General features: G+C 54.8%; 11 protein-coding genes. 8 read left to right on the top strand and 3 right to left on the bottom strand.

Going from position 1 to position 14,786, the window contains the following annotated elements; all coding sequences use genetic code 11:
• Positions 1-21: 21 nt before the first annotated feature.
• From OOF89_RS17965 to OOF89_RS17955, 3 genes are read left to right on the top strand one after another with little or no spacing between them, the layout of a single operon-like run.
• Positions 22-4,239: a hypothetical protein gene (locus tag OOF89_RS17965; RefSeq protein ID WP_266081562.1), complete on the top strand. Its 4,218-nt coding sequence runs from the start codon at positions 22-24 to the stop codon at positions 4,237-4,239.
• Positions 4,236-5,135 carry a bifunctional DNA primase/polymerase gene (locus tag OOF89_RS17960; RefSeq protein WP_266081561.1) on the top strand — a complete coding sequence of 300 codons (900 nt, stop codon included), beginning with the start codon at positions 4,236-4,238 and terminating at the stop codon, positions 5,133-5,135. The genes OOF89_RS17965 and OOF89_RS17960 overlap by 4 nt, the downstream gene beginning before the upstream one ends.
• Positions 5,132-6,625 (top strand): primase-associated protein, encoded by a 1,494-nt coding sequence (locus OOF89_RS17955; protein ID WP_266081559.1) that lies wholly within the window; start codon positions 5,132-5,134, stop codon positions 6,623-6,625. Before OOF89_RS17960 ends, OOF89_RS17955 begins: the two co-directional genes overlap by 4 nt.
• 1,008 nt (positions 6,626-7,633) lie before the next feature.
• Here OOF89_RS17955 and OOF89_RS17950 read toward each other — a convergent pair.
• Positions 7,634-8,773 carry a flavin-containing monooxygenase gene (locus OOF89_RS17950; RefSeq protein WP_266081556.1) on the bottom strand — a complete coding sequence of 380 codons (1,140 nt, stop codon included), beginning with the start codon at positions 8,771-8,773 and terminating at the stop codon, positions 7,634-7,636.
• A 160-nt stretch (positions 8,774-8,933) separates the two neighbouring features.
• Positions 8,934-9,746: a helix-turn-helix transcriptional regulator gene (locus tag OOF89_RS17945; RefSeq protein WP_266081554.1), complete on the bottom strand. Its 813-nt coding sequence runs from the start codon at positions 9,744-9,746 to the stop codon at positions 8,934-8,936.
• Positions 9,747-9,842: 96 nt separating this feature from the next.
• Here OOF89_RS17945 and OOF89_RS17940 point away from each other — a divergent pair, with 96 nt between their 5' ends.
• The 5 genes from OOF89_RS17940 (at position 9,843) to OOF89_RS17920 (ending at position 13,811) form a co-directional block, all read left to right on the top strand.
• A complete protein-coding gene (locus OOF89_RS17940) occupies positions 9,843-10,037 on the top strand; it encodes a hypothetical protein (protein ID WP_266081845.1) in 195 nt (64 codons plus the stop codon).
• A 78-nt stretch (positions 10,038-10,115) separates the two neighbouring features.
• Positions 10,116-10,937, top strand: a complete 822-nt coding sequence (locus tag OOF89_RS17935) for an aldo/keto reductase (protein ID WP_266081553.1) — start codon at positions 10,116-10,118, stop codon at positions 10,935-10,937.
• 203 nt (positions 10,938-11,140) lie between these two features.
• Positions 11,141-12,205 carry a saccharopine dehydrogenase family protein gene (locus OOF89_RS17930; RefSeq protein ID WP_266081552.1) on the top strand — a complete coding sequence of 355 codons (1,065 nt, stop codon included), beginning with the start codon at positions 11,141-11,143 and terminating at the stop codon, positions 12,203-12,205.
• 334 nt (positions 12,206-12,539) lie between these two features.
• Complete coding sequence (locus OOF89_RS17925; RefSeq protein ID WP_266081550.1) at positions 12,540-13,271, top strand: DUF7437 domain-containing protein; 732 nt, start codon at positions 12,540-12,542, stop codon at positions 13,269-13,271.
• 9 nt (positions 13,272-13,280) lie between these two features.
• Positions 13,281-13,811 carry a hypothetical protein gene (locus OOF89_RS17920; protein WP_266081548.1) on the top strand — a complete coding sequence of 177 codons (531 nt, stop codon included), beginning with the start codon at positions 13,281-13,283 and terminating at the stop codon, positions 13,809-13,811.
• Positions 13,812-14,005: 194 nt separating this feature from the next.
• Here the strand turns inward: OOF89_RS17920 and OOF89_RS17915 are convergent, their stop codons facing one another.
• Complete coding sequence (locus tag OOF89_RS17915) at positions 14,006-14,551, bottom strand: ferritin (protein WP_266081546.1); 546 nt, start codon at positions 14,549-14,551, stop codon at positions 14,006-14,008.
• Positions 14,552-14,786 lie beyond the last annotated feature (235 nt).

Genomic DNA, 14,786 nt, shown 5'->3' with positions numbered 1-14,786 from the left:
ACAGGAATCAATTCACCACCCATGACTGTTACTCGTCGCTACATTCGAATCGAACCTGCCCACGAACGTGTCATCCCCTCCGATATTATCTCTCGCCTCGCTGGCCTACGCAAGCTCAAATCGGGCTGGAAAGTCAAATATCTCCCTCAGAAGAATGCACCCATCTTCGAGTTTCTCGCGCTTACACAGGGGAATCAAACACCTGTCCGTTTCTATCTCGGCGTTGATGATGAGACGCTTTTGTCGACTATCCGCTCGGAGTTGACCACTGCATACCCGGCGAGTTACGACCTGTCAGAGGAAGAGCTCACACTCCCAGTGGAATTACTTGGGCCATCCACCAGGGATCCCGATACGGACAAAGATACTGTCGAGTCCCAGTCTATCGATGATGCGCGATCGGAACTAGTGAACCGGTCGCCAATCGCGGCACGGTGGCAGGGCGTGGCAACGCGCACTGATGATTGGATGACGCCGCTCACACAGTATTCACAGCTCCACACGACACAGAATGGCGATAGTACATCGGCGAAAGCCCCGCTCGCAACGGCCGTCGAGCGGCTTGCGAACGCGAGTGCTCCCACCGTTTTGCAAGTGCTCTTCACACGGTATGCGGACTGGGAGAAAGCGGCCAATACACGCAAGGAGAATATTCAGACGAAACGTGATGGGTTCGTCCAAACCACGAAGACCAATCTCAGAGATATGCTTCGGGGCTATGACGAAGAAGAGATTCGTGATCGACGGCGTGGCCGAGACGCACCGCAGATCGGAGAGAATATCGGCCAAGCACCAAACGCCACAAGTGGAGGAGCTGCCTCCCGGCAAGCACTCATCGACCAGAAAAACCCATCTCAGACGTATCTGGTAAACCTGCGTGCAGCTGGGGTGCCACCTGCTGGTGCAGACGATTCGACTATCGGAACGGTGGAAAGTGACGTCGACGCGCTTGCGAACGCGTTCAATCATCTCGATGGGGCGTACTATGAGCTGGACGGAAGCCGTCTCACGAAAGGACTAACCAATATCCGCGATCCAGCCAGAAAGGAGCTCAAGCGGCTGCTCGATCGGTCACTCAACACCTCTCGCCAAGGGCGCAAACGCTCGCAGCTCATTTTGAATGCGGACGAACTCGCTAATTTCGTGGCCGTACCGAGTGCCCATGCTTTGACCACTGAGGGTGCCCGTGGTACTCGCGGTAAAGAACAACTCCGTCAGCCGTTGTCTCTCCCAGCACCGGAGATGTTAGACCGATTATCAGCACCGGGGATGGCGATTGGCCTGCCGCTCAAAGATCGAAGTCAACCACTTGACGACGCGATCTACGTCCACCGATCAACACTCGTTACACATTACATTCGCGCCGCCTCGACTGGCTCTGGAAAATCCAAAAGCGTCCAGAATGATCTGCTGACACTGAGTGAGCACGTCGGCGGTCCAACAGTGTTGCTCGAGTCGAAAGGCGATGCAATGGTTGACAACTACCTCAAAGCTCATTACGCGAAATTCGGGACACTGGACAACGTCTATCACTTCGATGCGCCGGAGATGCTTCCAGCCTTCTCGTTTTTTGATATCCAGCCCAAGCTTGCGATGGGCCGGCGCCGTGAAGATGCAATCCAGGATACCGTCGAGCATTTTCACGAGGTCATGCGGCTGATTCTCGGGAAAGAAACGCACGATCGAGCATTTGTCGCGAACGAGATTTTGACGTTCTTGATCAAAGCATTGTTTGATAAGGAGTACGGGCAAGACGCGTTTAGCCTGGATACGCTCATTGAGGCTGTCTATCAGATGCGCCATGAACGCATTATCCCGGAAATTTGTGCAGAGAATGCGCACATCGAGCGGGCGTTACTCCAGCAATGTGAGCTAGATGAGACGCAATTCCAGCAGTCAATGGGTGGGGCTGCGAATCGATTGAACAAACTGGTCGAACTCGAACACCTCTATCAGATCTTCAATCACGTTCCAGAGTGGGACAACGAAGCTAACGAATATACCGAGAACGTCTTTGACTTTCGTCACTTTCTCGATGACGATGCAGTAATTTTGTTCGATATCGGTGAGTTGCGTGCCGACTCGCGCAATGCGCTGACGATGGTTCTGCTAAGCAATCTTTGGGATGCCGCACAGGGATGGTCCGATGAGAGCAGGACAGACGAGGGAGAACCAGTGACGAGTGATGAGAAGATTGCGAACGTAATCATTGAAGAGGCAGCGGCGGTTGCGACTTCCGAACTCGTCTATGAGGAGTTTTTGCCCCAAGGACGAGGATTCGGTGTGAGCCTTGGCCTGATCATGCAGTACCCCGATCAAGTGAATGATCACAGTCGGTCGAATCGACCGTACAAAGAGATTTTGAACAATGTGAAGACGAAAATCATCGGGAACATCGAGGTTGACGATGAGCTCGCGAAATCGATGGGCCATGAGAATTTGTCTACACAAGACCTTAGCAAGCGGATACAACGATTACCATCTGGCGAGTGGGTCGTGCAACTCCCAAGTCCTGGGTTTGGTGAAAACGATCCAACGACGTTCTCGCTCGCTCCGTTGCCAATTCCAGAAGGGCACCCAGAAAGTGATGAGCCACTCGCCGGTGACGCACACCACCTCTTTGAGGAGATGGCCCGTCCACAGGTCAGACGACGAACCCAGAGCGAATGCAGTATCCCCGATCGTCCGAGCACAATCGGGCACGACGATGCACGGGAGACACTTGCAAAGATGGGTGATGCGGACACTGCAGGCACAGACGGATCACAAGAGCACACAGCCGCCGCTGAAGCTGTCGACGGTGGCACTCCAGCCGAGACACCCTTCTTCGGTGGAAGCGATGTGAGTGACGCCACAGGCACAGCTACAGACGACAAGGTCCCAACGGGTATGGGAGACACACCAGCCCGCGACCGACCGAGTGAGGAACAGGATTTCGGAGGTGCTTCCATGTTTGGCGCTCCGACAACGGAGCAGTCACCATCCGAAGACCCACCGAACTCCACATCGTCTGAGCAGACAGAAACGGGTACCCAGAATGGATCTAGTGAAGGAGAGGCGGGAACCACAGATGCAGGCGAAGAGACGACAGATGCGAATAACACGGGAGACGGACCCGATAATGCTGCACTCTCCGAGCACGTCCACTACGATACGGGGACCGACGGCTACGTCTGTAATCTCTGTGGCACTGAGTATACAGACGCTGAGAAGCGACGAGCGAGTGTCTGCTGTCAGTTTGCGTCGAAAGACGAGGTTTTCGTTGCCGCTCGTCGAGCGCACAAATCGACTGATTCTACCAGTGACCTTCTCGATCGATTCCGGAAAATCGCTGCTCATGCCGAAGACTACGGCATTGAAATCTCCTTCCAAGAGTTTGCATCGCTTGATTCATCTGCTACCGAATCCCCCACGACAACTGCTGATGAATCGGGCCAACCCCATGAATCCGAACCCACTCTCATTTTGGATCCGAGAGTATCGGGCCGTTTTAGCGACGCAACGACCGATATTCCAGACGAGACGCTTCGGGCAGAAGGCGTAACCCGCGATGAGGCAGCGTTCCTTGGTCTCGTGCTTGACGCGATGAACCACCAGGTCGAGGAGTATTCACTCTTAGAGAGCATGAGTGTACTTGAAGAACCGTTTTCTGCTCTCGATATCGAGACACTCAAAGAGAAGGATTTTATCGAAGAACATCGGTCATTCTGGCAGACATACTATACAGTGCTCCCTGCCGGTCGAACGTTCCTCGATCGCTCACTGGACGTCAATCCTGGAGTCGGCGATCTCGGTGAGAAAACGCCACATAAGGCCGGGGTTGTCTTCCTTGAAGCGTGGGTCACCCAACAGGAAGATGTTGCGCGAACAGAGGTCTATTACCAGCCTGCAGAAAATACCGTGTTTGACGTTGCTGGATTCACTGCTGCGGACGAACTCATCTGGGTTGGCGAGGTCGAAACTCCGAGCAACAATCCCGAAGCATTGCTGGCTGATTACGAGAAGCTCGCGACCGTCGACGCAGCAGCCGTCTGGGCATGTGAAGACAAAGAGTTCCTCTTAGAGGCAATCGAGACGCTCACTGATGCTGAGAAACTCGATATCTCGCTGAGTGCAACCCAAAAACGGACGATTAGCTCGCTACGAGCAGCGATTGGCGGGTACGACGATCCGGGAATGACAGCGCTTCACACGTTCCGAAGCCTGAAAGCTGAGGTGGAGGTCTCCGAAGACCCATGACTACACCTCGGAGGGCAGCAACCCGTGAAGAAATCCACACGTACTATACGGAGAGTTTTCCAGCCCATATTGATACGCTGCCCTCATTCATTACCGCAGTGGGGCCAAAGGAGTACGCTCTTGCGTTCCGTGAGGCGTACCCCGTTCGGAAGCAGGGCGCACCCGATCGAACGTTCATCCGTCGGGAAACGTGGCAGACCAACAAGTCTGGCGATCGACTCACAAAGCAGTTCAACTCAATAGACGAGCTGATCGAGTTCATTCAATATCCAGCTCGGCACGACCCGCTCCAAGGAAGTAATTACGCACTTGCTGATCCGGATCTCCTCGAACGACCCGAGCCACGACCCGACGCAGTGTATTATGCGCTCGATCATTGGGAACGCCCGTGGGTGCTTGCCGTCGATATCGACGCCAAAGACATCGCAGCACGGCGAGCAGCATCCGGCGCAGAACCGACCACCGAATCCACGAAACAAGTCGATTCCGAACACCTTCGAGAGACACGTATCGTTGACAGTGCCCCGGAGGGCTATCCCTATGCGTTCGCGGACATCGAGCAAGCCCTTGAGTATGGGTTTGCTGTCCAGGAGATTTTCGAGGATGACTTCGCGGCTACGGAGACAATGGTTGTGTACTCGGGACAAGGATGTCACGTCTACCTGCTCGATACCGACCACAAGCACCGCTACGACGAGCAGAGTCGCGAAGTAATCAACGACCTCCTGCTTGAAGAGTATGAGATCCCGATTGATCCTGTCGTTACGGCCGACCGACGACGCGTGATGCGCCTCCCATACTCACTCCACGCCGATGTCTCGCGAGTCGTCCAACCAATCCAGAGTCCGGATTTCGACTTTCGAACCGAGGCCATCCCCAGTTTTCTCACAACATGACCCGAAAGACACCGCTAAATGACGACTATACCGCCTATCGAGTGGCGGCACTGCCACGTGATGCAGGAGAGTTCCAGCTTTCACAGCTGTTTGAGCGTGGGTATCAACACTGGATGGTCGACGAGACACAAGAAACAGAGAAGTTACTCGCGGATATCGAGCGGTTCACGTGCGATGCATTTACGCCTAGCACACGTCGGAAGGCCACAGAGCGACCGTATGTTGACGACCCAGGGATGCTCGCCGTTCTCGTGACTCTTGGCGCGGTCTGTATTGTGGATCATCCCAAACTCGAAGACACGCCACCTCGACGCCTTGCTCTGCTCGGTGATCTGCGTGAACTCTATGTGAACAACATTGCCTCACTCGTACGAGAATACGAGGATTGGTCGCTCCACCAGGAGATCGCAGAAATTCTCTATGCGAAAGAGCCTGGTGAAGACGGTCCGCACTCGGGTCGCGCCTGTACGGAAATCACGACACGATCCGAATTCGGTGATGGATATTATCTCGAAATTCCACTCGTTGCTGCCTCGCGGAAGTGCTTGGCGCGGGCGGATCGTGACGGTAACCAGCAGGGCGAGATCCAAGCACACATCGCGGACAACAATCTGTATGTCCCTGTCTCGGATTTTATGACGAAGTATCGGTCATATGCCGAGGATGCATTTGGACGACTACTCACTGCCCAGGAAGAAGCACTTACCCCAAAGCAACGCAGCTGGCTAACTGCAAACGAGTCAGCAATCACAGACCGGATCGACCGGTTTTTCGAGGCGGGACAGACTCATCGCCTCTGGGAAAATTGGAGTACGCAAAAACGAGATCTATTGACGATCATCAACGCCGTCAAAGCCGCAGATACTGACACAGTGCAGCTTGGTGAATCGCAGACTGCGCGAGAACTGTACGATGCCCTTGATGCATACGAGCCTGATCGAAGATGGGAACAACACGCCTGTGATGCGATTACATCGTCCCGAACTCTCGGAAATGCCCTCACCGCAATGCAAAATCATCCAAGTGTGACTGTCGAGTCTGGCTGGCGTAACCTCTATACGCTCACCGAGTACAACGATGGAGCACAACCGATTCATATTGACGATCTCGAGGATCTCTTTGAACTTCCCTGTCTGGCGGCGATGGACGAGCGGCTCCAAGAGAAAAAACCGGTCCGCAAAGACTTGTTCAATCTTGTGCGGATGGCATGGTGGTTGCCCCAGTATCGTGACACGAGTACAGCAGAATTCATCAGTGATGTGAAAAAGTTGTTCTCCCGGTGGCCATGGTATGATGAAGAGACGACGGAGTACCAGATTCGATACGAACTCGAGAACGATATCGGTGGTGAGATCCCCCTCCCAATGAACTGTTCAAATGGTGATATGCAGCGCTATTGTATCGGGCGCGACCAGTGTCCATACTCGATCTATGGCAGTCTTCCGTTCCCTAACGATATGTACGAGCAGCTCGATACGCAGTCAGAGTAGCCATCAATGCGGCCTCCCGTGGGAGGCTCCTTTCCGCTGTTGTATCACATTGGGTACCTACTGTTTGACTTCTATCTCGGAGTGCTTGTACTACCGGATTTGCAAATACGAATAAGCTATTGTGTGCAAAGAATTCTGGCGTCTGAGCCGTTTTCTGGTCTCTATTTTCACATAGGAAATCCAACCTTTTTCATATAGTATGAGTAACAAGAATGGGCCGATTAACGTTAAATGCGAAATTCGTGAGTTAGAAGTCTCAACACGGTGCATATATCTCTCAGAGAAGCCAAAACCAGTTGCATATAACAAATAACGGCCTGAGAGAAGCCCTACGTTATTATATGCAAATCTAACGCCGCCATTTCGCCACCTGTATCTCCAAAACCGTCCAAAGTAATAGGGGGGTACAGGGGTACAGGTGGAGAGTATGTAATTGCTGAATTGCGAGGAAGGGCAACAATCGCTGAGATCACGGAGATATCAATAATATGAAAAAGAGAGTCGAGTAGTTGGGACCGTGCAAAGAGAGGCAGCAACCTAACAGATAGAAATAAAGAGGGGTGGTCAGCCAATGGATGAGCTACGGGTAAATGAGGTCGCAGTTTCTCCCATCCAATTAGTTCAATAATAGTATATTTTGAGCAGAGTGCGTGCATACACGGTTGGTCGAGTGAGGACGGATTACCATGGATTGAGCCGAGTGGAACCCCAGTATCGTAAGTAGTACAATCGCCGGCGTTCATCATCATATGTCAAATGCATATTATACAGAGAAAGTCTATTTTGGGCCAACAAAACGTGACAGCACTTATCCTGGTTAGACTGTCATCAGAGATGGATGGTAGCTTTGTTTGAGACCCCCAGTACTTGATAGGAACTACGTACTGCAGACAGAACGTATCGGTCACTACGGGTGATCTGTCTCCAAGTAGAATGAATAAGACCGTGTGAGATGGCGACGTGTTCGAGACTGGCCTCTCTTAGACATAGGGCCGACGCCGAACTCGATTACGACTGATCTGGGGCTTCGTCCACCGATCCGGTGTAACTCGGATGGGGGTGCTGCTGTCGCGTCCTTGACGTCAGGTGGTCGACGACGTACTCCGCATCCCTTCCGAGGCCGGTGAACAGCCCCGACGTCATCGCGTATAGGAAAAACAGGCCGACAAAATACAGGCCAGGTTCGTCCGGGACGACGCCGCGCAGGTGGACGGGCTCCTTGGGCTCTTCTTTCCCGTCGAAGATCGGGAGGTCGATCCACGAGAAGTCAGGCTGGAAGCCAGTGCACCAGATGACGTTCTCGACATCGAGGACGTCGTCGTCCCCAACGACTGGGCGACCGTTTCGGACGCCGGTCGTGCGAGGCACTCGCTCGATGCCAGCCGCGGCCAAGTCACTTGGTTTGACTCGAACCATCTGGATGCCCTGTGACAGTATCTGCGGGCGCTTCCGACGCCCGATGGGCGTCCCCGTCGTGAGGATTCTGTGAAAGAGCACGCGCATCACGAAAGGGACACCCAAGTGACGGCCGAACCACGAGTCGATATGGAACGGCACGTGGCCAACGTCCCGGCCAGACAACCACGTCTCGTGTTCGTCGGCGACGTCGAGGGCGATCTCGGAACCGGAGTTACCCGCCCCAACGACGAGCACGTCCCCGTCCTGGAGCTGATCGGGATTGCGGTAGTCACTTGTGTGCAACTGAACGATGTCGTCAGAGAGCTCCGACGCGAACTCAGGAATCTTTGGGACCTGGTAGCTCGCCATCGCCACAATGACGTTGTCCGCCTCGAACCGCCGGTTGCCGGCGCTCACAAGGAAACCATCGCCGCTCCGTTCCAGCCCGTCCACTCGGACGCCGAGTCCGACGGGCAGGTCGAAATGCAGGGCGTAGGTTTCTAGATAGTCGGCGACCTCGTCCTTTGTGGGGAAGGCGTACGGTGAGCCCGGATAGTCCATCCCCGGCAGGGTCGAGTAGCGGGCTGGCGTGAATACTTGAAGGGAGTCCCAGCGGGTTCGCCATGCGTCGCCGACGCGGTCGCTCGCATCGAGGATGACGAAGTCCTGATCGTACTGTTGCAGGTAGTACCCGGTCGCCAGTCCAGCCTGACCGCCACCGATGACGATGGTGTCGTATCGCTCGGTCATGTGTTCGTTCCTCGGCTAAACGTACGCGCCCGAGGGAAGTGATGATGCCGCATGCAGGATTTCACGCCTTGAAATCTCGGGTAGGCCGAGGGCCCGCTACGTCAGTGGATCCAAGCTGATTAGTTTGCGAGTTCGATAGCGGCGGTCGTCGTCAGTGGCGTTACGATGGCGCGGTGGAATCGAAGGCGGCGGCGTCTAACGGAGTCGCCTCCACACGAACCTCCTCGAAGACCGAGATGGCCCACTCACGGGCTTTCGGGGCGTCGGTGTCGATTACAGCCACGAGCGCCCCGGTCTCGGTGTCGTGGCAGCAGATGCCAGCCCGGTCGTCTACGATGCCGAGGCCGCAGCGGTCGCCGTCGGGAAGGTTGTCATGGACGAAGATGGCCGCGTTCTCGCAGGCAGTAACCTCCATAATCCGGTCTGGGTTCCAGGCGAAGGTACCCTCCAGGGCCTCGGGCGTAAACACGTACTCGAATGTCATTCCCTCGAGAACCGCGCCGCAGGCTGTCTCCAGGTTGCTCGACTTGTAGACGATGTTGTCGAACCCACGCAACGACGAGGTAGACGCAATGAGCTGGCTGAGACGCTCGACGGGCTCGTAGGGGTACCCTGGCCCGGGGTAGGAAACCACCGCGTCGGCGAAGAGATCGACGGAAAAACCCGGCATCTCCACCGGCAGCCAGTGCCAGACGTCGCGGAGCTTCTCTTCGATTTCCATCACGTCCCGGAGAGCCAGAAATCGATCGGCGACGTACTCGCCGAGAGAGGTCAGTCCGTACGTGGGGCCATCCCTAACGAGCCATTGACGTTCGCTGAAGTCGGCGAGCACCCGCCCGACGGTCGGCGAGGAGGCACCGGTGGCCTCACACAGCTCTTGACGGTCGGTCGGGCCGTCGCGCAACGCTTCGAGGACGCCGACTCGGTGGGCCGACGTGGCCAAGAACTGGATGTTGTCGATACCTGCGCTCATATACGATGTAGGATAGCGAGTAGCTTAGCATTTTGGCGTAAGGAGAGACAGTCGGCTCTGGCTCCGCGTTCGAGGGCCTCGGGAGGATCGAGTGGCATGTCCACCGCCTGCTTCCCAGCCCGCCCTGATGGTGTCGACGCACCGCAGTCGCGGTACCGTGGCAGTCACAATACCTACTACAGGGCGACCGCCCTCAGTGAGATCATTCTCGAACATGGTGTTGAGGAACTTCTCCGCCGTGAATGGGACTTCAACGAGGCCTATAGTAGTACGGACGAGGAGTCTCCCTGAACAAACAGCTCACTCATCTCTTTTGATCTTGTTAGGTATCGCCCGAACACACGTGTAGCTACACATCGTGGTGAGGCTATGGCATCGACGACAGAAGCCGTGACCATCAATGGCGTCACTATCCCGGCCCTCGGCCTCGGAACGGCCCCTATGACTGGTCGAGAATGCCGCGTGGCTGTCGAACAAGCGTTGGAGTTGGGATATCGTCACGTGGACACAGCACAGATGTACAACAACGAAGACGCGGTCGGAGCGGGCATCACCGCTGCTGCTGTCGACAGGGAGGATGTCTTCGTCACGACGAAACTCAACCGCGGGAACGTGGCGCCAGAGAAGGTGTTGTCCTCAGTCGAGGCAAGTCTCGACCGACTCGACACAACATATATCGACCTGCTATTGATCCACGCGCCGAGTAATCGTGTTCAGATTACAGACACGATCGGAGCGATGAATGATTTACAAGACCGTGGTCTCGTGCATCATATTGGGGTGAGCAATTTTTCGGTCGAGCAGACGCGGGCCGCAATGGAGGCATCACGGACGCCGATCGTCACGAACCAGGTGCAGTACAATCCATACCATCGCCGGGACAACCTGCTTGCGTTTTGCATCCAGCACGACGTGAGTCTCACAGCGTATACGCCGTTGGCAAAGGGCCGCGTTGCGACCAACGAAACGCTCATCACGATCGGCGAACAGTACGGCAAGACCGGTGCACAGGTCGCATTACGGTGGTTACTCCAGCAGTCGAACGTTATCGCGATCCCTAAAGCCTCTCGGAGCGAACATTTGCAGGAAAATTTCGACGTCTTTGACTTCAAACTCACCGACGACGAGATGGATGCGATTTTTGCGGTCACCGGAGGGGTGATCGATCGTCTCCGAGAGATGTTCCAATGATGACGGTCTCCAGGTTATCACCGCTCCAGTTCGTCCGTCATCAGGACGTATCAGCAGTGTTCAAATAATGACAGTAGCAAGGCCACAATCGCTCTGGCCTCGATGAGAGTATTACTCCTCCCAGTGTGATGGGTTGCGACCAGATATTCGTCTCGATACCAACTGCCACGAGAATTTTGACGGAGGGGCTCGCTAATGGATATATGACCGACGAGTTGCTCATTTACGGGTCGTACGGCTATACTGGGGCCTTAGTCGCCAAAACTGCGGTTGACGAGGGAGAGTCACCAGTGCTGGCTGGGCGACAAGCTGAAGCAGTTGAGGCACAGGCAACCGAGCTCGGGCTTGATCACCAGACGTTTAGTCTCGAGCATCCAGCAATTATCGAGCAGTCTGTGAGCCACTTCGATGCGGTATTGAACTGTGCCGGACCGTTCTCGTCGACGGCGACTCCGCTCATCGACGCCTGTCTGGAGACCGGAACTGACTATCTTGACATTACAGGCCAGATTGATGTGCTTGAATCCATCGCTGAGCGAGATGATGACGCCATTGAGGCAGATGTGACACTTCTTCCGGCAGTCGGATTCGATGTCGTTCCGACAGACTGCCTCGCTGTCTATCTCGCCGATCAGGTCGATAACCCGACTCGCTTACGGCTTGCACTTGACGGTTTACAGACGTTCTCACCAGGCACAGGGAAATCAATCGTTGAGGGACTCCATCGGCCGGGAGCAGTCCACGAGAACGGTGAGATACGAGATGTACCTCCGGCGTGGAGAACCCGTACGTTCGCATTTGACGGGATGCATAAAAAGGCAGTCACAGTGCCGTGGGGCGATGTCTCGACCGCCTTTTACGCGACGAATATTCCAAACATCGAAACGTATGCGACGGTTCCTGAGTACGCAATTAAGGTAATGAAGCGGTCGGGAAAATTCACGCGGGTTCTCGGATCGAAACCCGTTCAAGCGGGGTTAAAGACCCTTATTGACAACATGGTCTCTGGCCCAACTGCAGCACAACGTGAACAAAATGTAACGCGGGTCGTCGGGGAGGTCGAAACTGATGATGGTGAACAAGTGAGTGCGCACTTACAGACGCCGGATACGTATGACCTAACCGCAAAGACAGCCATCGAATCAGCTCGTCGTGTTCTAGACAATGGAGTAGAGGCAGGATTCCTGACGCCCGGTGAAGCATTCGGTTCTGACTATGTGCTCACCTTTCCTGGCGTTGAACGTCGAGATATCGACTCACATGACTGAAGAGACTCAGTCGTCCGCTGATGTCGTGTTTTGAACTGCTTTCGAACCTGCGGCAATTTCGAAGGAGTCGGTTTTTACATTGTCTTGTATGAATGATAGCTCGACAACGGCCGTATCTATTCTAAGTCTACTATAAGCAGGTTTTTTCTGACAGTTAGGTGGGCGGTCGTTATGGACCACTCCGCTCGCCACTGCTGCCTTCCGGTGAGCACAGCTCACCGACGTCTCGTGAGCGAGGCGAACGAGACCGCCGCATCGCTTGCGACCGATCAGTCTATATGGGATAGTGGTACGCCAAGTATGTCCCCCTAGAACCAGCGGTAGTCTGAAGTACATGGACTTCGGACTAGTAACTATGACTCAGATACCTGATTCCGGTCGGATCCTCCCAGATGGAGGCATTGACACGCTCGACCCACCAACTGACGCACTGAACGAGGAAACGCTTGCCCCGGAAGCACTCGCACAGAACGCACCCAGGTTAGAAACCATCGTTGAACTCCTCAACCACCCAGCTCTCACCCGTGTCTATGTGTATATCTGCTACTGGGGGCCAGTGTCGCCACCGGAGGTGATGGACGGACTCGAGCTATCCAAATCGACGACGTACGAGTATGTCGACCGGCTCGTCGCGCTTGGTCTCGTGAAGCGTGATGACTCAACCCGTCCGCAGCAGTTGACTGCCGATCCGATTGTGCTCATCGAGAAGCACCTCCCGATCATCATTACGCCGACTGTACTGCATGCTTTTGCGCTGCAAGAAGTCGACGAAGATATCGAATATTTCGTTGAGCGGTATCGAATTGGGAAGCTCGTCGCAGCATTGCGCGGTGCTGGTCTGCATTTTGCAGGTAAAACAACACAGCGAATGGTTGGGAGTGATATCGATGTCCGTAATACAGAAGCGATGCTCATCGTGTATGCTCTCGTGCCAGCCCTTGCTGTCGGCCGTGATCACGATCCCTACTTCGACTATCTGTTCCCAGATGTTCATGATGAGATGGATCTTCCTGATCTTGAGGAGATGGAGACGTCGCCGGTCGAACCACCACTAGGCGACGAGTGAGTAGGACAGATGGATCAAGATACGCCGCTGTCCGCAGAGACGGATGTCCTCGTCGATGCGAACATCTTTATCGCGATTGGGCATCCGACAAACCAGCGGTACAAACGATTCCGACAAGCGGTGCAGGCCGCTGGCGTCGTACTCAAACTGCCTCACCGCGTTATCGGTGAGATCGGTGGGCCAGACACAGATCGTGTCCGTATCGCCCTTGAGGAGGGCTGGGCCGAGGTCATCGACGCCCCAGCACCAACGGACGGAGATGCCGTCGCAGCGAGCGATATCGCGAGACGGACGATTGCGAATGAGACTGGCCGACCTGAACATGAGGTTGAGAAGGCGGATGCGATTCTTGCAGGACTAGTTGTTCAATACCTTCGAGACCGGTCGACCGCCGGTATTACTGTGCTTACCGACGACAAACCAGCCAGGAAAGGTGTTGAACGGGCTGTTGGCGCACAAGGATACGCAGATGCGATTTCCGTGTACGGGGTCGCAGATATCATTGGCGATGATCCCGGCGATTCACTGCGGTTGATTTGAGTGACTGTTATTCGGGGGATGCTAGCATTGAGATACTGTTCTCGATGTGAATCTAGTGGTCCGTCAACCATGGACTGATGGATTCAAAGTTCTACGCTCTGATGCCCGATAGCAGATAGTTCTCTTACGGTGTGAGAGCTACAGAGCGCTTATTCATCAGGTGACGATAGGAAGTCCGACGCCACCGTCTCTGACTACTCACCCATGGGCTCAGATGTGGAAGCTCCGTTCCCGCCCGAGTCCCTTCCGGTGCCACCGCGCTGGCCGAGTTCCTGATCAACCATCAGGAGGCCGGGACCGTCGTCACCGACGTGCTTGAGTTTATCCAGAACGGCCTGTGCTGTCGCTTCCTCCTCAACCTGCTCCGCAACAAACCACTGGAGCATGTTTTCGGTCGCATTGTCGTTCTCTTCACGGGCGAGTGAGACGAGGTCGTTGATCATCCCGGTTATTTCGACCTCGTGTTCGTAGGCTGCCTCGAAGGCGTCAGACGGACCGGACCACTCCCTTGGCGGACTGTCAATAGTATCCAGAGTAACCCGTCCGTCTCGCTCGATGACGAAGTCATAAATTCGCATCGCGTGAGCACGCTCCTCGTCGGCCTGGGCCCGCATCCACGACGCGAACCCGGGCAGACCTTCATCCTCATAGTAGGCCGCCATCGAGAGGTACAAGTACTCCGAGTAGAGTTCAGCGTTGATCTGTTTGTTCAATGCCTCCTCGAGCGAATCTTTGAGCATAACTTCTAGGGTAACGCTCGGCCATGGCATCATTGTTGGGGTCATTGAAGCCTAACCTTATTCGAAGTCAATGACAGGGATGTGATTGGTATGTGCAGTACTGGAGATACTGTCTACATCTTCTATATCTTGCACGTCAATTTTGTCAGGTTTTTACTCTTTTCCCCGACATATAGAATCCGGATCAATCAATCGACAGTTGAAGCACCACTAGCTGAATAGGAGATCGGGTGGG

It is taken from the genome of Haladaptatus caseinilyticus (assembly GCF_026248685.1).
Classification (GTDB): Archaea; Halobacteriota; Halobacteria; order Halobacteriales; family Haladaptataceae; genus Haladaptatus; species Haladaptatus caseinilyticus.
This window is presented reverse-complemented; position numbering and strand designations above follow the sequence as displayed.